This window comes from Rheinheimera muenzenbergensis, assembly GCF_036984005.1.
In the GTDB taxonomy this organism is placed as follows: domain Bacteria; phylum Pseudomonadota; class Gammaproteobacteria; order Enterobacterales; family Alteromonadaceae; genus Alishewanella; species Alishewanella muenzenbergensis.
Window position 1 is genome coordinate 147,706 of the sequence record NZ_JALAAR010000007.1, and the last position, 25,548, is coordinate 173,253.

General features: G+C 52.0%; 18 protein-coding genes and 1 pseudogene. 11 read left to right on the plus strand and 8 right to left on the minus strand.

The genetic code is table 11. The features are described 5' to 3' along the window. Positions 1-11 precede the first annotated feature (11 nt). Both MN202_RS10145 and MN202_RS10150 read right to left on the minus strand, forming a co-directional pair. A pseudogene (locus tag MN202_RS10145) lies at positions 12-128 on the minus strand (GTP-binding protein); the annotation flags it as partial. Continuing rightward, complete coding sequence (locus MN202_RS10150) at positions 115-489, minus strand: MerC domain-containing protein (RefSeq protein WP_335736004.1); 375 nt, start codon at positions 487-489, stop codon at positions 115-117. The pseudogene MN202_RS10145 and the gene MN202_RS10150, both read right to left, overlap by 14 nt. A 200-nt stretch (positions 490-689) precedes the next feature. Here MN202_RS10150 and MN202_RS10155 point away from each other — a divergent pair, with 200 nt between their 5' ends. From MN202_RS10155 to MN202_RS10175, 5 genes are all read left to right on the plus strand, one after another. Then, positions 690-3,104 (plus strand): TonB-dependent receptor, encoded by a 2,415-nt coding sequence (locus tag MN202_RS10155; RefSeq protein WP_335736005.1) that lies wholly within the window; start codon positions 690-692, stop codon positions 3,102-3,104. A 65-nt stretch (positions 3,105-3,169) separates the two neighbouring features. Then, on the plus strand, positions 3,170-4,537 hold the full coding sequence (locus tag MN202_RS10160) for a 5-methyltetrahydrofolate--homocysteine methyltransferase (RefSeq protein ID WP_335736006.1): 1,368 nt from the start codon (positions 3,170-3,172) through the stop codon (positions 4,535-4,537). A 148-nt stretch (positions 4,538-4,685) separates the two neighbouring features. Next, entirely contained in the window at positions 4,686-5,708 is a 1,023-nt protein-coding gene (locus MN202_RS10165) for a Fe(3+) ABC transporter substrate-binding protein (RefSeq protein WP_335736007.1), read from the plus strand. A gap of 38 nt (positions 5,709-5,746) precedes the next feature. Further along, positions 5,747-7,387, plus strand: a complete 1,641-nt coding sequence (locus MN202_RS10170) for an ABC transporter permease (protein WP_335736008.1) — start codon at positions 5,747-5,749, stop codon at positions 7,385-7,387. Further along, a complete protein-coding gene (locus MN202_RS10175) occupies positions 7,387-8,427 on the plus strand; it encodes an ABC transporter ATP-binding protein (protein ID WP_335736009.1) in 1,041 nt (346 codons plus the stop codon). Before MN202_RS10170 ends, MN202_RS10175 begins: the two co-directional genes overlap by 1 nt. A gap of 16 nt (positions 8,428-8,443) precedes the next feature. On the opposite strand, the gene MN202_RS10180 is transcribed toward MN202_RS10175, so the two are convergent. From MN202_RS10180 to MN202_RS10195, 4 genes are all read right to left on the minus strand, one after another. Continuing rightward, positions 8,444-9,196, minus strand: a complete 753-nt coding sequence (locus tag MN202_RS10180) for a substrate-binding periplasmic protein (RefSeq protein WP_335736010.1) — start codon at positions 9,194-9,196, stop codon at positions 8,444-8,446. A gap of 94 nt (positions 9,197-9,290) precedes the next feature. Then, positions 9,291-11,168, minus strand: a complete 1,878-nt coding sequence (locus MN202_RS10185) for a hypothetical protein (RefSeq protein WP_335736011.1) — start codon at positions 11,166-11,168, stop codon at positions 9,291-9,293. Between the two features lie 180 nt (positions 11,169-11,348). Next, on the minus strand, positions 11,349-12,506 hold the full coding sequence (locus tag MN202_RS10190) for an E22 family MetX-like putative esterase (RefSeq protein ID WP_335736012.1): 1,158 nt from the start codon (positions 12,504-12,506) through the stop codon (positions 11,349-11,351). A gap of 8 nt (positions 12,507-12,514) precedes the next feature. Further along, positions 12,515-13,816, minus strand: coding sequence for a GntP family permease (locus tag MN202_RS10195; protein WP_335736013.1), 1,302 nt, complete (start codon positions 13,814-13,816; stop codon positions 12,515-12,517). A 156-nt stretch (positions 13,817-13,972) separates the two neighbouring features. Here MN202_RS10195 and MN202_RS10200 point away from each other — a divergent pair, with 156 nt between their 5' ends. The 6 genes from MN202_RS10200 to MN202_RS10225 all read left to right on the plus strand — a co-directional run bounded on the left by MN202_RS10200 (position 13,973) and on the right by MN202_RS10225 (position 21,122). After that, positions 13,973-16,288, plus strand: coding sequence for a TonB-dependent receptor (locus MN202_RS10200; RefSeq protein ID WP_335736014.1), 2,316 nt, complete (start codon positions 13,973-13,975; stop codon positions 16,286-16,288). A 67-nt stretch (positions 16,289-16,355) separates the two neighbouring features. Then, a complete protein-coding gene (locus MN202_RS10205) occupies positions 16,356-16,997 on the plus strand; it encodes a response regulator transcription factor (RefSeq protein ID WP_335736015.1) in 642 nt (213 codons plus the stop codon). A gap of 213 nt (positions 16,998-17,210) precedes the next feature. Further along, positions 17,211-17,564, plus strand: a complete 354-nt coding sequence (locus tag MN202_RS10210; RefSeq protein ID WP_335736016.1) for an IPT/TIG domain-containing protein — start codon at positions 17,211-17,213, stop codon at positions 17,562-17,564. 2 nt (positions 17,565-17,566) lie between these two features. Further along, a complete protein-coding gene (locus MN202_RS10215; RefSeq protein WP_335736017.1) occupies positions 17,567-18,649 on the plus strand; it encodes a TolB family protein in 1,083 nt (360 codons plus the stop codon). A gap of 1 nt (position 18,650) precedes the next feature. Continuing rightward, on the plus strand, positions 18,651-20,483 hold the full coding sequence (locus MN202_RS10220) for a hypothetical protein (RefSeq protein WP_335736018.1): 1,833 nt from the start codon (positions 18,651-18,653) through the stop codon (positions 20,481-20,483). A 33-nt stretch (positions 20,484-20,516) separates the two neighbouring features. After that, the gene (locus MN202_RS10225; RefSeq protein WP_335736019.1) at positions 20,517-21,122 is read left to right on the plus strand and encodes a hypothetical protein; all 606 of its coding nucleotides are present in this window, start codon (positions 20,517-20,519) and stop codon (positions 21,120-21,122) included. Between the two features lie 13 nt (positions 21,123-21,135). Here the strand turns inward: MN202_RS10225 and MN202_RS10230 are convergent, their stop codons facing one another. Both MN202_RS10230 and MN202_RS10235 read right to left on the minus strand, forming a co-directional pair. Next, entirely contained in the window at positions 21,136-24,540 is a 3,405-nt protein-coding gene (locus MN202_RS10230; RefSeq protein WP_335736020.1) for a hybrid sensor histidine kinase/response regulator, read from the minus strand. A gap of 62 nt (positions 24,541-24,602) precedes the next feature. Continuing rightward, the gene (locus MN202_RS10235; RefSeq protein WP_335736021.1) at positions 24,603-25,352 is read right to left on the minus strand and encodes a 3-hydroxybutyrate dehydrogenase; all 750 of its coding nucleotides are present in this window, start codon (positions 25,350-25,352) and stop codon (positions 24,603-24,605) included. Positions 25,353-25,548: the final 196 nt, after the last annotated feature.

Sequence of the window (25,548 nt, forward strand, 5' to 3'; positions counted from 1 at the left end):
CAAGTGCCAGTTAAGCCGTCGCGGTTATTCAGCACATGGATTAGTAAGGTGGTTTTACCGGCACCTAAAAAGCCGGATAGCACCGTAACCGGCAGACGTGTGTCAGAGGCAGTGTTAGTTGGCAGCATGCTGAAGCCCTTGCAGTTTATGCAGCAGTTTACGGTTATACAAATGCGCGCTCACCAGCAGTAAGCCACCGCTAACGGATAGCGCTGTTTCGGCGTCATGCGGAGCAAACAGTGCCGCGGCTAACAGTAAAAACCCGCTTAAACCCAACATAAAAGGAGCTTTACGCTGGTGTACACACCAGCCGCCGGGCAGGCTCCAGGCCAGTAACACACTGATGGGTAACAGCATCAGATAATGAAACCACTCAGAGCTAAATAACCCGAGTAGCAAACCGGAACTTCCCAGCGCCAGTAGCAGCGGTGTGGCCAGGCAATGCACAACACAGAGGCCGGATAAAGTGGCCGCTATCAGATCTTTCATACAACCTCGCTTAATAGCGCAGAGGGCATCTCTGCCGTTTATGTTATTCACCGTGTGTAGTGGTTTTCTTATCGTAAGCATTGCAGCCTGCCATGAAAATGTTATAACATCACAACATTCGAAATATGTTATAACGTAACACTTAAGTCGTCAAATCGACTGATCAGGTTGTAACAGTAAATGGCTAACATGGAGTGACAATGTTTAAACCGACTCTGTTAACCGCAGCAGTGTTTGCTGCTTTAACATCAACGGCTTATGCCGACAGTATTACAGGCACAGTAACGGATGCTGCCGGTAAACCGGTGGCGAATGCCCGGGTACAGCTGATGGGCAGCAATGGCGAAACCCGCACTGATGACAATGGCCGTTTTGTGCTGGCCAATATCAACGCCGGTGAAGCAGAGCTGCATATTGAAGCGAGCCGCTTTGCCCATCGCAATGTGCATGTAGATGTGCCGGCAGCCGGGCTGGATAACCTCAGCGTGGTGCTGCTTTCTACTACCATTGAAACCATCGACATTAAAGCCAGTCCGTTTCATGCCTCAGCTACCGAGTCTTCGATGCCGGTAAACGTGCTGGCTGGTGATGCACTGAAAATGCGTCAGGCGGCGACGCTGGGCGATACGCTAAAAAATGAAGTTGGCGTGCACTCAAACTTTTATGGCGGTGTATCAAGTAGCCCGATCATCCGTGGTTTAGATGGCCCGCGCGTGCTGATCACACAAAATGGCCTGGATGCCGGTGATGCGTCACGGGTTGGCCCCGATCATGGTGTTGCCAGCGAAGCCAGCACCGCGACCCAGATTGAAGTACTGCGTGGCCCGGCGACATTATTTTATGGCAGCGGCGCCATAGGTGGTGTGGTGAATGTGGTTGATGAGCGGGTGCCAACCAACAGTGCACCTCGTGCTGAGTGGATGCTGCAGCGTGAGTCGGTAAATAATGAAAAACTGGTAGCGGGATCAGCTGTTAACGGAACAGATATGTTTGCGGTTTATGTTGATGGCTTCTGGCGCGACAGTGACAACTACAGTATTCCGGGCTTTGCCGAAAGTATGCCGGAGCAAGGCGCTGAAAAAGGCAAAGTTGAAAACTCAGGCCAAACCGCCAAAGGTGCGACTATCGGCGGCAGTTGGCTGCTGGATAATGGCTATGTTGGTATGTCTTACGGTCGCTTAGAGCGCGAGTACGGCATACCTGGCCACTCTCACGGCGGGCATGACCATGAAGAGCATGCGCATGAAGAAGAAGAGGGCGAAGCACACGACGCAGAGCAGGTATTTGCCGACTTAACGCAAAACCGCTGGCAGTTACTGAGCGAACTTAACTTCGACAATAGCCTGATCCGCGCCGTTAATACCCGTTTAGCCTATACCGACTATCTGCATGCTGAAATTGAAAACGGTGTTGTTGGCACCACCTTCGCCAATGACAGCTATGAAGCGCGTATTGAGCTGTTACACCGCACCATTAACGATTGGCGTGGCGGTTTAAGCCTTCACTATAAATTCAGCGACTTCGAAGCCATTGGCGAAGAAGCCTTTACCCCGCCATCTGAAAGCAAAACGCTGGCGCTGGCCTGGGTGGAAGAGCGTCATTTTGGCCACTGGCTGGTGCAGTTGGGGGCCAGGGTTGAACGCGTCACTATTGACGCCACTGATATGCGTCTACCGGATATTGCTGCGCATGGCCATGACGAAGCAGAGCATGATCACGACCATGACCATGATCACGCAGATGGAATGATCCGGGTATTTGATGTCAGCCAGAAGTTTACGCCATACAGCTTATCGGCTGGCACAGTGTGGGATTTTGCTGAAGGTTATAACCTCGGCATGTCACTATCACGCTCTCAGCGGGCACCGTCAGCCTCTGAATTGCTGTCGTTTGGTGCGCATATTGGTACGCAATCTTATGAAGTCGGCGCACTGTTTACTCTGGACGACGACGAGTTTGTATTAAATAGCCAGCCGGTGAAACTGGAAACGGCGAATAACCTGGATATTACGCTGCGTAAGTTCAACGGTGATACCGGCTTTGTGCTAAATGCCTTCTATAATCAGATAGATAACTACTATTACCAGCATAATACCGGCTTGTTTGCTGAGTCTGGCCATAGCCACGACCATGCTGAGGAAGATGGCCATGACCATGGCGGCGAGTTGCCGGTATATCTGTTTACTGCTGCCGACGTCAGGCTACATGGTTTTGAAGCCCAGTATATCTGGCAAATCAATGAGCCGTTTAAGTTAACCCTGCAGGGCGACTATATCCGTGCCCGTTTAAAGCAGGGCGGCGAGTTACCGCGTACGCCACCGCTGCGTATCAGTGCCGAGCTGGCCTTTGAGCAGGATGCTTACAGTGCTGATCTGCGCGCCACCCGCTACTTTAAACAGGATCGAACGGCTGCATTGGAAAGCGCGACCGACGGTTACACCCTGCTTGATGCCAGTGCGAGTTACCGCTTTACCCTCGGCGGCCAGCTGCTAACCGCCTATCTGAAAGGGCAAAACCTGACCGACGAAGAGGCGCGGGTGCACACCTCATTCTTAAAGGATTTAACGCCGTTGCCTGGCCGCTCTGTGGCACTGGGTTTGCGCGGCAGTTTTTAAGTTTTTTGCCGTAGGAAGCCTGGTTCCTGGCCTGCGGCAATTTTTTATTTAATATGGAGATTTTCATGTTTCAGCCCAAGTTACAAAATAAATTAAGTCTGGTTGCGCTGCTGGTTGCCAGCTCGCTACTTAGCGCCTGCGGTGATAGCACAACGAATATTGTCGAAAAAGAGCCTATCGCTGGCGATGATGGTGACGACCATGATCACGATCATGATGAGATTAGCAGCGTCGGCCGGCTGGTAATTTCCGCCAAAGATTCCAACCTGGTATCAGTGTATGAGATGGAAGATGGCAGCCTGCTGGACAGCTTTGCGGTAGCTGACACGCCTTCTGCGCTGGCAGCTTCAGCCGGTAAGCGCTACGCGCTGGTGGTGCAACGCACCACAGATCGGGTCGAGTTTGTTGACGGTGGTTTATTCCAGGAAGATCATGTTGATCACCTGCACGACTACCAGCAAGCACCGGCATTAAGCAGCTTTGTGTTATCTGAAAGCCGGCCTACCCACATTACCAGCACCGACAGCCAGACCGCAGTATTTTTTGACGGCGATGGCAATAGCAGCACGCCGGCGGCAGTGGCAGTTATTACCGATGCCGATATCACCACCGACAGCAACGGCTACCCGGTACTGCATTACACGACGCATATGCATGGTGCTGCCCAGGCCCGTGGCGAATACGTACTGTCGACTATCCGCGATGCCAATAGTGCTACCACTTTGCCTGATAAAGTAGGGCTGTATCATGCGCATGATGATCATTTCCATGAAGAAATGGTGTTTACCGAGACTTGCCCGGGGTTGCATGGCAGTGCGCAGAACGAGCATGTGATTGCTTTTGGCTGTACTGACGGCGTGTTGGTCATAGCGCAGGAAGGTGAAACCTTTACCGCCAGTAAAATTGCCAACACCGATGATTTTAGCGACACCATGCGCATTGGTACTTTGGTGGGTGCTGAGCATGCCGAACATCTGGTCGGTTTTGCCGGTAGCAGCATGTTTGCTATTCATGCAGAAGATGGCGAAATGGAGCTGGTAGACTGGCAGGGCGGCGAAGGTGCCGGCATTATTGGCTACGGTTTTGCCGATAAAGGCGAAAAGTTTGTGCTGCTGGATAATCAGGGCTATTTAACCATTCTTAACTATCATGGCCACGAGCACGAAGGGGCAGCAGCAGAGCCGGCGTTTGAGTTTGCCGCTAAAGTACAGCTAACCAGCGCTGATGTCAGCACTATGCCAAATGGCAGCCGCTTTGAACTGGCGATCTCAGCCAGTGATGACAAAGTCTATGTGACTAACCCAATCGACAGCACCCTGCTGACTGTCGATATTGCCGATGCTGAAGTGGTCGCGACAAAACAGCTGAACTTTATCCCGCACAAGCTGGTGTGGTTAGGTATCGCAGAAGCTGCCGAAGCGCACGATCACTAAAAACCCTGCATTAGTTGCAAATGAAAAGCCGTTAAGAAAGTTTAACGGCTTTTTTTATTAGACTAATCTCAATCTCGTTGAGAATTATTCGTATTTATGCTTAGATAGCCCATCTTTTGCGTTTCCCCTTTCCTTCAGGAGTTTGGTGATGAAATCAGTTAAGGCATTAAGTTTAGTCGGCGCGGCCGTGGTAACCGCATTGTGTAATCTGGCTGCAGCACAAGCCAGCGAAGTGAATATTTACTCAGCGCGGCAGGAAGAGCTGATTAAGCCGCTGCTGGACAAGTTCAGCGCGCAAACCGGCATTAAAGTTAACCTGATTACCGGTAAGCCGGACGAGCTGATTAGCCGCATGGCCAGCGAAGGTCGTAACAGCCCGGCCGATTTATTAATTAGTACTGATGTCGGTCGTTTATATCGTGCCAAGCAGCAGGGCGTGTTACAGGCAATAACGTCTGATGTGTTAAGCAGCACCATACCGGCGGAGATGCGCGACCCTAGCGGCCAGTGGTTTGGCCTGACCATGCGCGCGCGGCCAATTTTATATGTGCCGGGCAAGGTGGACCCGAAAGACTTATCGACTTATGAAGCGTTAACCAGCCCGCAGTGGAAAGGCCGTATTTGTATCCGTTCATCAGACAATATCTATAACCAGTCGATGACGGCCAGCCTGATTGCCCATGACGGTGCCGAAAAGGCAGAGAGCTGGGCTAAAGGCCTGGTGGCCAACTTTGCCATGCCACCCAAAGGCGGCGACCGTGACCAGATTAAAGCGGCTGCGGCCGGTGTCTGTGATATCGCCATTGCCAATACCTATTACTTAGGCGGCATGCTGGCTGATCCGGCGCAAAAAGCCATTGCAAAAAAAGTTAAGGTATTTTGGCCAAATCAGGCTGATCGTGGCGCTCATATCAATATTTCCGGCGCTGGCGTAGCAAAATATGCGCCTAACAAAACCGCAGCCATTCAGCTGCTGGAATACATGACAACCGCTGATGCGCAGCAATGGTATGCTGAAACCAACCATGAATATCCGGTGCGTGCCGGTGTTAAAGCCAGTGCCATTTTACAAGGTTTTGGTGAATTTAAAGCAGACCAGTTACAATTGGACAAATTGGGCGAATTAAACGCCGAGGCAATCCGGGTAATGGATCGCGCTGGCTGGAAATAATATTTGAAGTCAATATGTTGTAAAGGACTAAGCGCCGGATGAAGTCGGGTTGGACAGATATCTGGCGCTGGGCTGTATTGCTGCCTGCAGCGGTACTGGCATTGCCGGTGCTGATGGTTTTTGCCAGTTTGCTATCGCCACAAACCGAGATCTGGCTGCATTTACGCCAGACCGTACTGGCCGACTATGTCACTAACTCGCTGCTGCTGGCGTTTGGCACCGGTGCCGGCGCTTTAGCGGTTGGCACCGGCACCGCCTGGTTAATTAGCCAATACCAATTTGTTGGCCGCCGTTATCTGGAGTGGTTGCTGCTACTACCTCTGGCTATGCCGGCTTATATTATTGCCTACACCTACACCGGTATGCTGGATTTTGCCGGGCCGGTGCAAAGCCTGTTGCGCGAGCTAACCGGCTGGCGCTATGGCGACTACTGGTTTCCGCAAATCCGCTCGTTAGGCGGCGCCATCCTGATGCTGACTCTGGTGCTGTATCCTTATGTTTATATGCTGGCACGTACCGCCTTTCGTGAGCAGTCATCCTCATTACTGGAGGCCAGCCGTACACTGGGTTTAACGCCACGCCAGCATTTCTGGCAAGTGGCCTTGCCGCTGGCCCGGCCTGCCATTATTACCGGCACGGCGCTGGCAATGATGGAAGCGTTTGCTGATTACGGCACTGTGCAATATTTTGGTGTGCCAACCTTTACTACCGGTATTTTCCGTACCTGGTTTGGTATGGGCAGCCAGGCCGCTGCGGCTCAGCTGGCGGCTTTGTTAACCGGCTTTGTACTGGTGTTGTTGCTGCTAGAGCAATGGTCCAGACGCAAAATCCGCTACTATCATCAGGGCCTGCGCCCGCATAGTACTGCCAGGCGTAAGCCAGGCCGGCCTAAACAATGGCTGTTTTTTAGCTTGTGCCTGTTGCCGCTGCTGTTTGGCTTTTTAATTCCGGCCATGCAGTTGCTGAGCTGGGCGCTAAGTAATTATCAGGTTAGCTTAAACAGCCAGTTTACTGGGTTAGTGTGGAACAGCTTTAAACTGGCCGCTATGGCTGCGCTGATATCGGTCGTGCTGGCGTTGTTGTTTGGCTATGGCCAGCGCTTACGGCAGGATATTTTGGTGCGGGCACCGGTGCGGGTTGCTGCGCTGGGTTATGCGGTGCCGGGTACTGTTATCGCCATTGGTGTCATGCTGCCGCTGGCCTGGCTGGATGGCCAGATTGACCTGCTGGCAGAGCGCTGGTTTGGGCTGCGCACCGGGCTGATTTTCTCCGGTACTTTATTTGCGTTAGTGCTGGCCTACAGTGTGCGGTTTCTGGCGGTGTCGTTACACAGCGTTGAAGCTGGCCTGCAACGGATAAAACCCAGTATGGATAACGCTGCCCGCTCGTTAGGCTATTCGCCGGCACAGGTATTGCGCAAGGTGCACGTACCCTTGCTGCGCTCCAGTGTGCTGACGGCGTTACTGTTGGTATTTGTCGATGTATTAAAAGAGCTGCCCGCTACCTTACTATTGCGGCCGTTTAACTTTAATACGTTGGCGGTACGCACTTACGAGCTGGCTTCTGATGAGCGTCTGGCCGATGCCGCCTTACCGGCACTGGCAATAGTATTAGTCAGTTTACTGCCGGTGATCTTGCTGGCGCGCTCGGTTGAATCACCTGAAAAAGGACCCACCTGATGCTGGAATTACAACAGCTGGCCGTGGCCTACAGTGGCCATACGGTAGTGAAAGACATCAGTTTATCGTTGGCGCAGGGTCAGATTGGCTGTCTAGTCGGCCCGTCGGGCTGCGGCAAAACGACCTTACTGCGGGCTATTGCCGGTTTTGAGGCCGTGGCGCAGGGCTGCATCAGGCTGCAGCAACAAATCGTCAGCAGTAGCACGGTGCAGCAGGTGCCGGAGCGGCGACATGTCGGTATGGTGTTTCAGGACTTCGCGCTGTTTCCGCATCTGTCGGTAGCGGACAATATTGCTTTTGGCCTGCAAGGGTTAACCAAAGCCAATAAGCTCAACAAGGTCAGAGAGCTGTTGCAGCTGGTTGGCTTGCCTGATCTGGGCCAGCGTTATATCCATCAGTTATCCGGTGGTCAGCAACAGCGGGTCGCTCTGGCGCGGGCACTGGCACCACAGCCTAAGGTATTACTGCTGGATGAGCCTTTCTCCAGCCTGGATACCGAGCTGCGCGAGGGCTTAGCGCGTGAGATCCGGCAAATATTACAGCAGTTACATATTACTGCAGTGCTGGTGACGCACGATCAAAACGAAGCTTTTGCTATGGCCGATATGATAGGTGTGATGCAACATGGCCGGCTGCAGCAATGGGCCACGCCCTATGAGTTGTATCATAAGCCGGCCAACCGTTTTGTGGCCGACTTTATCGGCCGTGGGGTATTGCTGCCGGGGACAGTGGTCGATGGTGCGCAGGTTGCCACTAACCTGGGTATTTTTCAGCAGCGCTACAACGCAGATTTAGCGGTGGGCGACAGCGTGGATGTGCTGATCCGGCCGGATGATATAGTGCATGACGATAACAGCGGTGTAACAGCGCAAGTGCTGGACAAGGCCTTTCGCGGTTCGCATATTTTGTATCAGCTAAAGCTGCAAACCGGTGAACAGGTGCAATGTCTGGCGCTTAGCCATCATAACCATGCGATAGGTGAGCAAATTGGCATCCGGCTGGATTTAGATCACTTAGTGTTATTTCCGCTTTTAAGTTAACCACAGGCCGGCAAATTTAGTAGCCTTCGGGCAACAGGGTATCGAGAATGCGCTGATACTGGCCCGATTGACGCAGCTCGGTCAGGCCGGTATTAAACTGCTGCATCAGGGTTTCGGCGCGCGGATCCTGTTTTGATAACAGTAAATACATCGGCCGCAGTTCCAGTGCCGGTGTCAGCCAGTCTAATTGCCCGGCGTACTGCGGCAACTTGTTTTCCAGCAAATATAACCCGTTAAGTTTATCGGCCGGCACTAAATCTACCCGGCCTTTAGCCAGCATCATAAATGCCTGCTCGTCGGTTGCCACCTGCACCAGATTAGGCTGGCTTTGCAATAACCCCTGAGGTTGTAAATACCCCTGTACCAAGCCCAGCCGTAAGCCCTGAGCCGCCAGATCGGCATAATGTTGATAGCCAATGCTTTGCTGCTTGCGTTTAAAAAATACGATCTGATTGGCATATAACGGCTGCGAATAGTAAAAATGCCGGGCGCGGGCATCGTCGTACCAGGCGGCCACCAGGCCAATGTAGTCGGCCTGCTGACTTTGTCGTAGAGCGCGGGCAAAGGGCATAAATTCTATCTGTATATCAATGCCCTGCAATAAAAAGGCTTGCCGTACAACTTCACTTACCGCGCCTTGCTGTGGTATATCGGCGGCATAATGCGGATAATAATTGCTGCTGGCCAGCAACAGTGTTTCGCCGTGTGCCGGTGCAGGCCGGTTAACAAATACGAAAAACAACAGCCAGATTAACGCTAAGGTTTTCATGCAGTAGTCCTTAATTTCGCTACTGCTAAGTGTGGCATGAAGTTATAAAAATGCTAATGAAAAGTGGGATCAGCCAGGGCTGATCCCACTAATGTTACTCTTTGGCCGGTGGTTGCAAGCTTGTGCTGGCATCCGCATCTTGCTGCGGGCTGGCCAGGGTGGCCTGATCCGGTGTTAACGGCATGGCGCGTGACTGCTGATTAATCTGGTAAATTTGCTCAGTATTGGATATATCCTGCGCATTTTTAATATTGGCAATGGTTTCACGCTCCGACAGGAAGCTTTGAATGTCATCCAGTATGGCTTGCATCTCCTGCGGGTTGTCGTGCATTTCCAGAATATGCCGTGGGTGCTCAACGTTTTTCGCTCCGCTATCAGCGAAGGTGCTGCTCATAATGCGGGAACTGATGATCCAGGGCGTCAGTGATGAACGCATCACATAGTTTTCTGACGAGGTTGAGTCGTAAATGCCTTTGCCGGTGGTCAGTTTGCTTTGGGTATAGGTGCCTTCGCATTTTAAATAGACCAGCAGAGAGTCAAAATTAAGCTCGGCCCAGAAGGTATGGCTGTAGTTTTGCAGCAGGCGGCCAAAGCTGTGACAAATTAACCAGCTGAACACCAAGCTGATAATAAACTGGCTTTCATTGAACAGTGCCACAACAAACTGTGATACTGCAGCATCGCCAGGCCGCTGTATGGCACTGAAATCGCGTACTATTTGCAGTATTAATTGTGCTTCGCCCAGCAGGTAAAACAAAATAAAAGGCCCGATTAACAGCAACAGCTGGGCTGCAAGGGTGGCCCACAGCCGCAACTGCTTAAACAAAGCGGTGTGTTGCAGTGGCGCATAGGCTGGCTGGGTTTCAATCATTACTTCGCCGCTGAAATTACCCTTACTTTCAGATTGTTCATTCAGGTTGGGGTTAAGCTCGCGATACAGCCGGTTGGGTATTTCCTTATAACGCCGGTTGGCCATTACTATGTTGTCGATATTAACAAACAACTCGCGTGGGTGAATGTTTTCCTGCCAGTTGGCACGATATTCCGATACCTTAGTTTGCGCCTGTACCAGCGCAGTACGCTGTTTTAACAGCAAAAAAATCAGTGCGCCACTGAGCGCGCTAAACAGTAATACCAGCAGCAATTGCGGCATAACGGCAAAGGTTTGCAGCTCGCTGTCTTGCATATCAACGACAAAGAGTGCGATATCGCGCTGTTGCAGTAAATAACTGATTATCAGCCCAAGCACTACCGGTGCCAGTATGGCAAAGGCCATTATTTTGGCCAATTGCAGGTTACCCTGGGTTTCAATGCGCCGCTCAGCCTGGCGGTAAACGGTACTGGCATTGCGCCAGCTTAGGACCAGATACACCATCAGCAAGAAGGAGAAAAACGGCAACAGGATATCACCGGTATTGCCGGCCAGGCCGGTCAGGCAAACAAAGGCCGTTAATGCATAGGCCACTAAAGCCACGACAGTAGCTATAAGGGCACCGGCAAAGCGTTGCGCCAGATTACGTAACGGATAAGGCAGAAAAATCAGTTTGGGTACTAAGGTATGCACCAGGCGCGAAATAAAGCCGACGGGTTCGACAAAGGTTTTGTTTTTACGCCCCATCAGCATTTCTTCCAAGTCGGTACTTTTATAATGCGGCTGTTCAAATTTGGCCGTTTCGCGCTCGGATTTACTGAAGTTTTCCGCCAGTGAGGTAGGCACACTGCGGCCAACAAAAAAACGCAGCATCTGAAAAATACCGCCACCCAAGGCGCGCAGCCCGCCGGCCAGTAAGGCAAAGCCAACTGCGGCGTAAATCCAGGCCAGGGTTTTATCCTGCTGTACCAAAGTGACGACCTGTAATAACGGGTAAATACCCAACAGGCTAACCAGCAAACCGCGCACTGCCCGTAGCAGGCCTTCAATTTTAAACGGGTTGCGGATCCCTAACGACTCACTGCCATAATCATAGGCCATGATTACTTCCTTTTAAAAATCAGGTTGTTGTAATTGATGCTATCTTGCCTGACTGCGGCCATTTTGCAATGCCCGGTTGGATAGTTTTAGCGGAAAATTGACCAGTTGGCGAATAAATTAATTGCAGGTAAAAAAGGGCGCTCAATACCTGCAGCACCCGTCAGGAAAAACTGCGCGAGCTTAGTTAAGTAAGGCTTCAATCTGTTGCGCCACAGCGCTTATGCCCAGCACACCGTCAAGGTGGCCAAAGCTGCCGGGAATTTCGGCATATTGCACCTGGCGACCGGCGGCAGACATGGCGCCAGCGCTGTGTTTACTCAGCGCCGGTGGCAGTAGTAAATCGCCGCTGGCCGGTAAAAACAGCGTTTTGGCGGTTATCCGGTTTAGCGCCTGCTGCCAGTTATCGCCCATGCCGGCTCGCCACAGTTGTGAGGCACGCACTAAATACAATATATGGTTAGCGTCTTGCTTTTCGGCCCGCAGCCGCGCTTGTGCCAGTAACTGCTGCCAGGCCAGCGGCAGCGCTTCAATACGTTGATGTATGGCGGTATCACTGCTGATGGGCGGATAACGCGGATTAAATCCATCCGGGTGCAGTGCGTCCTGAGTTATATAGGCCAAAGCTGTAGTTAAGCCTTGCCAGGGTTGGCCTTTAGCGTAGTAGTCACCGTTATGCCAGGCCGGGTCCTGTAAAATTGGGTAGGCCCAGCGCTGCAGCTTTATCGCGCTGTAATTATCGATATAGGCGCTGCCAATCACCGGGATCAAGCGCTCTACCTTGTCCGGGTAGCGCACCGCCCATTCAATGGCCTGAAATGAGCCCATCGACGGGCCTATTACAGCATGTAGCTTAGTTATGCCTAAACTGTCGAGCAGGGCTTTTTGCACCTCGACAAAATCGCCGATGGTCACAACCGGAAAGCTTAAACCATAAGGTTTGCCGCTGGCCGGATTGTTCGTTGCCGGGCCCGTGGTGATGACGTTTTTATCAAATACATTGGCATTGACCAGGGTGTCGCTGCTAATGACATAGAACTTATTGGTATCTATCGCTTTGCCCGGGCCGATAATGGCGTCCCAGTAGCCGGGCGTTGCATCATCCGGCTGGTATTTACCGGCAGCATGGCTGCTGCCGGAAAAAAAATGCGTAATTAAAATCGCATTGGATTTATCGCTGTTCAGTTTGCCGTAGGCTTCCCAGCCGATATTAACCGGGGCAATAAGCTGGCCATTTTCGGTGGTAAATTTATCCAGCGTAAAGCGCTGTTTTTCTACCAGTAACGGCTCAGCTGATAGGGTAACAGTAACGCAGATGAGTAAAGCTGAAAGCCAGCGCATAACCGCTCCTAAAACCATTGAAATAACAAGATAGCCAGTGCCGTGCCAAGTAGCGGCACCAACACACTGACCACGGCCACCGGCCAGTAAGCATTTTGATGACTCTCACCACAAATAGCACGGATAGTGGTGACTACATAGCCGTTATGCGGCAACGAATCTAACGCGCCGGACGAGATAGCAACCACACGGTGTAGTTGCTCGGCATCAACGCCACGATCCAAATAATGCGGTGCCAGTTCAGGTAGTGCAATGGCCTGGCCACCCGAGGCTGAGCCGGTTAAGCCGGCAATGGCGCTTACTGCCACTGCGGCACCCAAAAGCTCAGGCCCGGGCAGGTGCGTCATATAATCCACTACGCTGCTAAAGGCCGGAGTCAGTTTTGCCACTGAGCCAAAACCGACTACAGCGGCGGTATTACCGATGGCCAGTAGCGCACCCAGCACACCTTCATTGGTGGCTGCGGCTGGGTTGTGCAAAAAGCGGAAGTTAAGTAAATAGAGACTTACCACACCGCCGGACAATGCGACAATCAGTGCTGCCTGCTGCAGTCTGTCATGCAGTAAGAAAGACAGTAACAGCACAACACCAAGCGGAATAATGCCCATTAACGGATGTGGCAAGGCGCGCTCGCTAAGTACCGGATCGCTGCTGCGCTGGCTAAAGTGTTCACCCTTGGCAATAGCGCGTTTTAGCATCCACATCAGCGCGGCATAGCCGGCAATCGCCATAAAAATAGCTACCACTATACTAACCTGCCAGCCGGCATAAGGCGTGGTGCCTAAATAGGGGATTGGGATCCAGTTTTGAATTTCCGGCGAGCCGGCCGACGTCATGGTAAAGGTCACCGAGCCAAGTGCCAGCGCCGCCGGAATAAAACGCCGTGGTAAATTGGCACCTTTAAATAAGCTGACTGCCATCGGGTAGGCCGAAAACGCCACCACAAACACACTGACGCCGCCATAAGTCAGTACCGCACAGGCCAGCACCACTGCCAATACCGCTTTACCTTGCCCCAGCTTGTTAACGATGGCCAGCGCCACCGCATCGGCCGCGCCGGTATGTTCCATCAGCTTACCGAACAATGAGCCTAACAAAAACATTAAAAACCAGGCGGCGACAAAGCCGGAAAAGCCTGCCATATAGCCATGCACAAAATCCAGCTTGTCGCTGACTTGCCAGAACGGAATGCCATTGGTTACCGCTACCAGCAAAGCACACAGCGGCGCAGTGATAAACAGGTTAAAGCCACGCATAGTCAGTATGATTAGCAGACCTAACCCGGCCAGTAATCCCAGAAGACTCAACATCTTGTTATCCTTATTCGCATTTTGGTTTAGTCTGATACAGGACAGCTGTCATCACCATAGTACTAAGGTACAGGTTAAAATTTCTGCGTTTAAGCCTACAGTAAGACTACAGCAATAATGACCAGATGAAGTCAAATCAACAGCAGGAGAGCCATAATGGCCTATAACAATAATAGTGATGCTCAGCACAAGTTTAGTCGTACCCTGTTAAAGCCCAGCCTGGTGGCACTGGCTATCAGCAGCTGCTTTGCTGCATCAGCTCTGGCGCAGGAAACCGCAAAAGAGCAAGACGACGTTAAACTGGAACGGATTGAAGTCACCGCCCGGCGCACGGTTGAAAACCTGCAGCAGGTACCAGTGGCGGTTACTTCGATTGGCGCAGCAGATATTGCTGAGCGTGGTATATCTACTGTGGTTGAAATACAACAATTCTCACCCAACACCACCTTGCAACAAAGCCGTGGCACTAACTCAACCCTGACCGCCTTTATCCGTGGTGTAGGTCAGGAAGATCCTCTCTGGGGCTATGAACCGGGCGTCGGTATTTATATTGATGATGTCTATGTTGCGCGACCTCAGGGTGCGGTACTGGACATTTTGAACGTAGAGCGCATTGAAGTGCTGCGTGGTCCGCAAGGTACGCTGTATGGCAAAAATACCATCGGTGGTGCAGTTAAGTACGTGACCAAAGAAATGAGCGGCGATACTGAATTTGCTGTTAATCTGACCGCAGGCTCTTATAAACAGGGCGATGTAAAACTGACTGGCCAGATCCCGCTGATTGATAACCAGCTTTACTTTGGTTTTGGCTATGCCAATTTACAACGCGATGGCTATGGTAACTTTCTGACGTCGGCATTGCCGGGACAGGATGGCGAGAACTATAACAAAGACTTGCAAGCCTACCGGATGACGCTGGAATACCGGCCGTCCGATGCACTGTTTTTCCGCCTGAACTACGATAAAACTGAAGATAGTTCTAACTCTAAAGGTGGTTATCGCTTATTACCCAGTTTGCTGACTGATGCGCCGGTACCCGACAGCGTCTATGACTCGTACACCAGCTTACCGACCTGGAACAAAGTGGAAACGGATGGCTTAAGCCTGACGGTAAACTGGAATATTAATGATAACTGGACCTTTAAGTCCATCACCTCGCAGCGCGAAAGTTACTCGCCGACTAATATCGATTTTGACAATACGTCTATTCGTATCTTTGATGTACCGGCAATTTATGATGATGAACAGTTTACTCAGGAATTCCAGTTAAACTATCAGACAGATGGCTTTAAAATGGTGTCTGGTGCCTACTACTACACGGCTGATTCTTGCGGTGTGTTTGACGCTATTTTAGAAGAACTCGGTAAAAACGCTTTTGGCACGCCGGGGCTAACCCGTGAGGTCAGTGGCTGCAGCAATGGTGACAGTACCGCGTTATATGCTCAGGGCAGCTACGATATTGACGACAAGTGGTCTGTGACCGCTGGCTTGCGCTATACCAAAGATGAAAAAGATGCCGTGGTACGCAACGGCCTGATTTTTGCCACTGTATATCCTGAGTCAGGTTGGATCCCCGGTTATGTGCGCCCTGATGGCTTAACCACGCCAGTGGTACTGGATGACAGCGCAAGCTGGAGCAAGGTTACACCAAAACTGGGAGTGGAATATCAGCACTCTGACGATTTAATGCTGTTTGCCAGCTACAGTCAGGGTTTTAAATCCGGCACCTTTAACCCTCGGGCAACCGTTGCTGAACCAGCCGCCGATCCGGAAGACGTAAATTCGTTTGAGATCGGTATGAAAAGCGACTGGAACGATCGGCTGCGGATAAATGCCACCTTGTTTATGCTGGATCACAAAGACCGCCAGTACATTGCCGTTATACCAGACGAAAACGACGCGTCGGCATTAAACCAGCGTTTGGGTAATGTTGGCCGCTCAGAAGCTACCGGCCTGGAGCTGGAATTAACCTGGAAAGCCAGCCGCGAGTTAGAGATATACGCCAATCTGGGCTTAATTGACGCCAGTTTTGAAGAAGCCATTACCTTTGTACCTGGTACTGGTGCTGTCGATATTTCAGAGCGCTTTTCGGTAACCAATACCCCGGAAACCACGGCTAATGTGGGCTTTAGCTACAATATGCTGACCGACTTTGGTGATGTGATTATTAACGGTAACTACAATTACCGCAGCAGCTATTCGTTGGTCGAGCTGGATAACCTGCTAACCCAGGATAGTTACGGTTTATTAAATCTGGGTGTAACCTGGTTCAGTAATGATGGTCACTGGAGTATAGCGTTGCATGGTAAAAACCTGACTGATGAAGAATATCTGGTTGGAAACTATGCTTTTATCGCGCCGGATCCAGCAAATCCTGGCCAATATATACCAGGCCTGGGTGGCGACAATACGCTGATTGGCTACTACGGTGCGCCACGCACTGTTAGTCTGAGTGTCGGTTACCGTTTCTGATTAACAAAACACTTGCCGGGGCGAAAGCCCCGGTACATTATGAGCCAAAAGGCTCAGAACCGGATCTATGATAGTTTTAATTGCTGACGACCACCCGCTGTTTCGGGTGGCTTTATCACAAGCCTGTGCCAATATTCTCGGCAACGATGCAAAACTGTTGCAAGCGCAGAATATGCAGCAGCTGTGGCCCTTGCTACGTGCGCACCCCGACACCAGCTTTATCTTCCTTGATTTGCGTATGCCCGGCTCTGACGGCTTTACCGGCTTAACCGCGCTGCGTACAGAATACCCGGACGTGCCGGTTATTATGGTATCGGCGGAAGAAGACCCGGTTATTATTAAACAAGCGCTAACCCTGGGCGCTGCAGCCTATATCCCGAAATCGGCACCGCTGGAATTATTATCAGAGGCTATAGCGGCGGTGTTAAACGGCGACAGCTGGCTGCCTGCCGGTCTGGTACAGGATGTACATAGCGCCAAAGCCCTGATAGATGATGATTTTGCCAGCCGGCTGGAACAACTTACCCCGCAGCAGTTTCGGGTGTTAAAAATGATTGCTGATGGCTTGCTGAATAAGCAGATAGCTTTTGAAATGAATGTGCAGGAAACCACCATCAAACAGCATGTGTCAGCGATTTTACGCAAGCTGAATGTTAACAACCGTACCCTGGCCGGCATACTGTTTGAAAAACTGCGCCTGCCGCAATAGGGTTGCACCCTCTTTATTACGCTGCTATTTACACTGATTTTGTCAGTTGGCTTTACATTTGATTACGTATATAGCCGCCATTGCTAAATTAATTTTAAATAAAACAGCATCTTCTAATGCTGGCTCGAACTATGCATTGCCTAGTATCGTTGTATTCCCTGCATATCAAGGTGTGATGCGGGTTTCTGCTTGGTACAAGAGGAGAAGCTAGCAATGGAAAACCCCTGCACAAAACAGCGCATCTGCGCAGCGACACTATGCTTAATGTTACTGGTGACTGCTAATGCTTTAGCCGCAGCCAAAGCGGTGCTTTCCGGACCATCACAAGCTGTAGCCGGTGATCTGGTGACATTGAACGGTCAGCACTTCGAAGCTGGCGCTACTTTTACTGTGGTAACGATACGAGACAGTAATAGCAGTGAGGAGCTGGTAACTGCTGCCAACGATGGCAGCTTATCCTATCAATTAGTTACAGCCAGCCCGGGAAAATATGAAGTACGGGTACATGACAGTGATAATCAGCTGGTTGTCACATCTTTCGTGCTGGTACATCCGGCGGGAGATTAGTCATGGCATACATTCATTATCTGCGCGGTGCTGCTGTTGTGCTGGCGTTGTGGGGCAGTTCTGCTCTTGCCGCTGCAGTGCAGCAGGGGCTGGCATTTGTCTCTATCAGGGACGGCAATGCCCATATTTATATCAGCCAGGGTAATAGCGAACGGGCGTTAACCCATGGCAACTCTGTTAATACCCAGCCAGCCTGGTCTGCGGACGGCCGCCAATTAGCGTTTAGCTCGGTACGGGATGGTCAGTCGGCTATTTATCTGATAGATGCTGATGGCCAAAACTTACGCCGGTTAAACCAAAGTGCTCTGTGGCAAACTGCACCGTCCTGGGCTCCTGATGGCAGCGCTATCGCCTATCTGGCCCGCGACAACAGCAAAGCCGGGGTCGAGCTGCATATTCAGCGACTGGGTGAGGCCTCAGTGCAGGTAATAGCGGCCAACGGCCTGGAAAAGGGCCCCGATGCACCGCTGTGGTCTGCCGATGCCGAGCAACTGGTTTTTGTCGGTGCCAATGACGACGGTAAAACTGATGTTTGGTTAGTGCAGCGAAACGGTACTGGCCTGAAAAATATCAGTCATCAGGTGTCTAAGCGGCATAAGGCTCATCCGGCAATTTCACCAGATGGCCGCTATGTGGTTTATGTTGCTGATATGCGTGGCCATCTGGCGTTGTTTCGAACCGATTTACACAGCGGGAAGTCGGAGAATCTAACCGCCGATACACCCGCTGCCTATGAAACCCCGCGCTGGTCTGCAGATGGCCGTCAGATAGTGTTTGCCAGCAGCCGTGATGACCCCGGATTAACCCGGATGGATATCTTTGTAATGAATGCTGATGGCTCAGCGGTAACTAATCTGAGCCGGCATCCGCATGAAGATTACAACCCACATTGGTCAGCAGATGGTAAAAACGTCGTTTTCACCAGCTTACGCAGTGGTACTGCACAACTTTATATTTACGATTTAGTAGCCAAACGCGCAGTACGGCTTACCGAAAATCAATCACATGATATGGATCAGGTACCCCAGCCTGCTGCAGTGCGCACGTCGCAAACTGTAGCGTCTGGATTAACAGGAGGCCTGTAATATGAACACTAAACTGATCAGGCCGGCTGGCAAGGGAGTAGTCTATCCGTTGCTGCTGGCAGCACTTTGCAGCTACAGCAGCGCCGCGCTGGCAGCCAATAAAACCTACACGCTGGACGCTGATTTTGCCCAGGGTGCACTCGATGGCGTTAACTATGATGCACCCAACGGCGATCAGCTACAACTGAATGCGGTAGGCACTACTTTCCCGGTAGCCTGGATAGCCAATGCCGGTGAAGATACGGTGTCTAAGTTTGACACCAATTTAAACAAAGAAGTAGCCCGTTACCGTACCTGGTTTGGCCCGGCGGGCCAGCCAGGCCATTTCAACCATCTGGGTAATGCTTATAGCGGGCCAGCCCCATCGCGTACTGCGGTTGATATTAATGGTAACGCCTACGTACTTAACCGCCACTTTAACCAGGGTACCACTAGTGCCGGTGTCGTATTAAAAATACTGGCGGAGGGCTTTGTTGACCGTAATGGCAACGGCGTGATGGACACCTCGGTAGATGCCAATGATGATGGGATTATTGATGCCAGTGAAATGCAGCCTATGGCTGACACTAATGGCAACGGTATTATTGATGACGATGAAATTCAGGATGAGCGGATTGCCTGGGCGAAACGGGTGCCTGACGGTGTAGCTGCGCCCCTGCGGCCAACTGGCAGGTTGGGCCGGGCCATGTGTATTGGCACCGATGGCAACTTATGGGTTGGGCTGTTTAACGATCGTACTTACTACAAAATCAGTTCGGCAGATGGTTCTACCATTTTTGGCCCGGTATCTACAACGCCCACTGACGGTCAGCCGACTGCAGGTTCCTGGACGCCATACGGCTGCCTGATCGATGCCAGTGGCACCTTATGGAGTGCATCGTTATCCAGTGTGCTGGGTAAAATTACCAATACGCAGAGTAACACCGGGCCCTATACTATTTCGTCGTTTGGTGGCATGTCCAATTATGGTATCGCACTGGGTAATGGCAAGGTTTACCTGGGCAGCGGTAATCGCCAGTTTGATCCGGCCACCGATACCAATATCGCTATTCCGAATATGACGGTTGGTACTGCAGGCATAGTAGTAGATGGTGGTGGCAATATTATTGCGGGCACCTCAACAGTGCGTAAAGTTGCACCTGACGGCACTTTGTTGTGGCAGGCGCCGTTGCAGGCAGGTGGCAGCAGCTCTGTCGGTATTCAGGTAGATGCCAACAATGATGTGCTGCAAATCGGTTTTACCAGTGCCGGCCGTATCCAGAAGTACCGTGGCAGCGACGGCGCACCGCTTGGTGTGTTTCCTGTCGGCAATATGCCCTATACCTACAGCGATGCCACCGGTCTGGTGGCGCGTAACGTAACTAATCCTACTGGCACCTGGACAGTGGTATATGACAGTGGCAGCAGCGGCACCGCCTGGGACAATATAAACTGGAACGATCTAGCACCAGCTGATACCGGGGTGCAGGTGGCGTTTCGCACGGCCGAAAGCCAGGCCGGCCTGGCGTTAGTCAGTTATCAGCCAACCACTAAAGGCACAGCTTTGGCAAGCAGTGGCCGCTTTATTCAGGTGCAAAGCCGTCTTAATGGTAATGAGCAGGGAGATAGCCCGATACTGTTTGATCTGACGATTGCAGCGGTAGACGCCGGTTGCGATGTTGATGGCAATGGCGCTACTGATTCTGCTGACGTAGCACTGGTACGTGCAGGTATTGGTCAGGTGCCGCTGCCAGATGATGTGCGTGATCAAAACGACGACGGAAAGATCACGGTAAACGACGCCCGTTTATGTGCGTTGAAGTGTAGCCTACCGCGCTGCGCCGTAGCGCCCTAAACCGATGTGTAACATAAATAGAAGGATACTATTATGACTAAGTTTCTGCTTCCGGCAATGCTAGCACTGCTGCTCGTTGCAGTGCCGGCCAGAGCCGCCCTGATTTATATCTCACCGGTACAGCAACAAGTGGCGGTGGCCGACACCCTGTCGGTGGATATCTATGTGTCTGGTCTGGCTGGCGAAGTGGTATCGGGTTGGGATTTGTTATTGTTATTTGATGGCAGCATCCTACAAGCCACAGATGTGTTTTTTGATTTGGCGAACTTTGCCGATGATCCGATAGCAGATGCGCTTTATGACGCCACTGTTAGCGTTGGTGACGTTAGCACTTTTATGGTGTCTTTCCTCAGTGATGCTGAGCTGGCGTTACGACAAACCGAGCCGGTGCGGTTGTTTACGGTCAGTTTTCTGGCGTTGACGGACGGTGTTAGCCTGCTTAATTTCGGTACCGACCCGGACTTTGAGCTTAATGTCACAGGGCGTGACGGGCTGAGTCTGGATTTATCGGCCCGGGGTGCCTGTGTCGGCGTTGGACAGGGGCAGTGCGCGACTGATATTCCGGCACCGTCAACATTGTGGTTATTTGCACTGGCAGTGCTACTGCCGCTAAGCCGGCGCTTTAGCAGGCGGTGTTAACCGGCAAGCCAGATTAACGTAGCAGGCGCTGAAACAGCTTTTTCAGCGCCACTGCTTTTAATGGCTTTAGCAAAAAATAATAACCCGCGCTGAGCGCCGCTTCGCGGGTTTGCTCGTTGTGATCGGCTGAGTGGATCACTACCGGTGCCGAGACCGCAAAATGCTCTGCCAACTGCCGCGCCACGTCAATACCGGTAGCGCCATTATCCAGATGATAGTCAAATAACAAGGCGTCAGGTACAAAGCCCTGTTGTAAGGCTTGCAGCGCTTCAGCCGGTTGGCCGACGGCCACCACCAATATTTGCCAGCTGCGCAGTAACTCGGCAACAGCGGTGCGCAATTGCGGTTCGTTGTCTAGCAGCAGTACTTTTTTACCGCTGAAGCTGGCGCTGATATCATTGTTTAAGCCCGGCTGTAAGCGGCAGGTTGCCGATGATTTCGGTACGCTGACACTAAAGCAGCTGCCTTTACCCGGTACAGAATGCAGCTGCAACGGATGCCCCAAAATAGTACTGATACGACTGGCAATTGCCAGCCCCAGCCCCAGGCCCCGCTGGTCTTGCTGTGGCCCTTGCTGGAACTCTTCAAAAATACGCTGTTGATCCTCGATCGCTATGCCGCATCCGCTGTCCAGCACGCAAATTTGCAAGCTACTGCCGCGGCGTTTCACCCCCAGCACTATGCGGCCTGAGCCGGTGTAACGGATAGCATTGGCCAACAGGTTTTGGATTACCCGTTTTAGCAATTTACGGTCGGTATCAATTACCGCATTGCTTGGCAGATAATGAAATTGCACGCCTTTTTCCTGCGCCAGTACGCCGGCATCCCGCGCTAAATCGTCTAACAGGCTGCTGACCGCTACTGCCTGTGGCACTGCTTTGATAACGCCCGAATCCAGTTTGGTCAGCTCCAGTATGGCACCGAGCAGCTCTTCGGCTGAGTTTAACGAGTTAATCAGATTCTGGCTTAACTGTTTCAGCTCTGGCGTGCTTTGCTTGTCGCGCAACAAGCTGGCAAACAGCGCTGAGGCATTAAAGGGCTGCATTAAGTCATGGCTGGCGGCGGCAAAAAAGCGGGTTTTTGCCTGGGTACTGGCTTCTATTTTTTGTTGGGCCAGTTGCAGTTGCTGGTTTAATTGCTGTAACGCAGCGGTGCGTTCGGCTACGCGTTGCTCCAGCTGTTGTTGGGTGTCGATAAAGGCGCTGACATCGGTATAGGTAGTAACAAAGCCACCGCCCGGTAGCGGGTTGCCCTGCATTTCCAGTACCCGGCCATCTTGCTGGCGGCGCTGAAACTTATAAGCACTACCCTGGCGCAGATAGCTCAGGCGTTTGTTTATTTCGGCTTCGATGTTTTCGCTGTCAATTAAACCGCGTTTAAGATTAAAGCGGATCACATCGGCGACCGGCCGGCCCACTTCTACCAGTGCCGGCGGGTAGCTGAACATATCGATATAACGCTGGTTCCAGGCAATCAACCGTAAGTCGGCATCCACCACGCTAATGCCCTGGCTGATGTTGTCGATAGTGGCGCGTAGTAGTGCCTGATTAAACTGAAATACCTGACTGGCTTCGTCAACAAAGCGGGCCACCGATTCCAGCGGCAGTGCGGCGTGGCGGCTGCTGGCATCCATAATCAGCCGCATAGAAGCCCCGCCGACTACGGCCGCTAAGCTGCGCTCGGCGGCCTGTAGCAAGTTGGCTGGTGCCAGCTGCTGTACCTCATGTGGCTCTTTCAGGTTGCGCTGCAACAAGCGGCGGGCTTCTTTTTCACCGGCAAAGCGTTTTACTAATAAATAGCAATCCTGCACGCTGAGATTAAGTGGCCTGGTACTGTGTTGCGATAACTGAGTGCGTAAAAAACGGCCGCTTTCCAGCCATTCCGCCACCCGGGTGTTGCTAAAGCGGCTGATTAACAACACCAGCGCGCAGTTAATGCTAAGGCTTAATAGTACCCCCAGCGTAATGGCGTCCAGCTCGGTTTGCAGCCAGCCTTGTATAGACGGCAGCGGCAAGCTGATAAGCCCGGCGCGGTTTAGCTCGGGCAGTAAAATAACATAGGCCCAGATCAGTGCACCGCCGGTTAAACCGGCAATTGCGCCCTGGCGGTTAATGTCACGGCTTAGCAAGCCAAGGATCAGCGCCGGCGCAAGCTGGGCTACCAGCGCAAAGGCCATCAGGCCGAGTTGGGCTAAGCCGGTGTCGGTGCCAATCCAGCGGTAATACAGATATCCCAGTGCCATCACTATTAGCATGGTAATGCGGCGCAAGGTTGCTACTTTTACCCTGTTGACGCTATGCAGCTGGCTGGCCGGTGCACGGTAAATCAGTGGCGCCAGCAGTTCATTGGTGATCATTATGCCCAGCACCACAGTGGCTACCACTACCATACTGGTAGCAGCAGAAAAACCGCCGAGGTAAGCCAGCAGGGCAATGTCGGTGCGCTGCGCTGCCAATGGCAGTTGCAACACCACCAGATCGATATTAGCGTTGCCGCCAAGCAGCATCACGCCGGCCAATGCCAGCGGTAAAGTGCAGATACCCATTAACAATAAGTACAGCGGGAAGATCCAACGCGCGCTGCGTAAGTGGCCCAGATGCTGATTTTCAACAAAGCTGACATGAAACTGGCGCGGCAGACACAGGGTGGCGGCAAAACCCAGCAACACATGCAGCCAGTAAGCGTGGGTAGGTAAGCCCTGTTGCTGCACCTGAGCTACCGCCGGATGTTGCTGTGCTAATTGGAATATCTGACCGATACCATCGTACATGCCCCAAAACACAAAGGCGGCAATGGCCAGTAATGCCAGCAGTTTGACCAGTGATTCAAAAGCAATGGCGGTCATCAGGCCGGGGTTGGGTTGATGCGCTTTGGCACCTTTGCTGACAAATAGCAGCGCAAAAACCGCCATCCATAAGCTGACATAAAAGCCGGTATCGCTAAACCACTGGCTGCCGGGTGCGGACCCAACCAAGGTATTAATACTGGTGGAGACGGCGTGCAATTGCAGCGCAATGTACGGAATAGTCGACATTAACAGGATCAGCGTGGTCAGCACGGCCAGCGTGCGCGAGTGGCCAAAACGGGTAGCGATAAAGTCGGCGACAGAGGTAATGCGGTAACGGCGGCAGGCAATTGCAATGCGGGCGATTAGTTTAAAACCGAAGCCAAATAATAAAAAAGAGCCAATATAGGTGGGCGGCATCCACCAGCCATTCACCACTGCCTGGGCTGACACGCCGTAAAATGCCCAGGAGGTGCAGTAAATAGACAGCGCAAAGCTGAAAACCCAGGGCGCCAGCGGATGCTTGCTGTTTACCCGCCGGCCAAAGCGGCCGACGCTGTACAGGATCAATAAATACACCAGAGAAAGCGCCGCTATGGTGCCAAGACCAATGCTGCTGCCGTTTAGAAGCATAAGCTGAGCTGCTGTCATGTATTGCAATATCTGCCGATTGTGCCTGAGATTTCCCGGCCCGGCTAGCGGGCCGTCCAGCCACCATCCAGTACCAGCGTCTGGGCGGTGATATGGCGCGCCGCATCACTGCACAAAAAGCCGGCCGTTGCGGCAATTTCATCTACGCCAATAAAGGCTTTTTGCGGCATAGGTGCCAGCATAATTTGCTCTATGACCTGTAGCTCGGTCAGGTTGTGCTCTTTCGCCTGCGCAGCGATCTGCTGTTCAACCAGCGGCGTTTTAACATAAGCCGGGCAAATGGTATTAATGCTGAAATTGAAATCGGCGTTTTCCAGTGCTACCACTTTGCTAAAGCCGAGCAGGCCGTGTTTGGCCGCAACATAGGCTGATTTAAATGGCGATGCCACCAGAGCGTGAATAGAGCCGATATTAATAATGCGGCCAAAATTGCGCTCGCGCATGCCAGGCAGCACAGCCCGGCTTAACATGGCCGGGCCGGTTAGCATCACATTAAGCAACTGCTGCCATTTTTCCGGTGGAAAGTCCTCCAGCCGCGCCACATGCTGAATACCGGCATTGTTGACTAAAATATCGATAGCATACTGCGCTGCGCACTGCGTGATTGATGCCAGATCGGTTACGTCTAACAGCACGGCTGCTGCATTGCCACCTTCGGCCTGCAGCGCGGCGACCTTTTCAGCCAGAGCCTGCTGGTTTAAATCGGCCAGTATTACTTTATGCCCTGCGCCGGCAAAATGGCGTGCAATCGCAAAACCAATACCACCGCTACCGCCTGTAATTAACACCTGCATCGTCTGAACTCCATAATGGTAAGTACCGTTATGCTAGGTGGCTGTTGTTAAAGCAGCAACGCTACTTTAGTGCTATGCGTGGCATTTCGATATATTGTCGCCTTTGTTTCAGCTGCTATAGCCAACTAGTGAAAAATCCGCCTTATAGTTTTCTACTCCGCGTGCTTGTGGTACATTTTCGCCTTAACAATAAAAA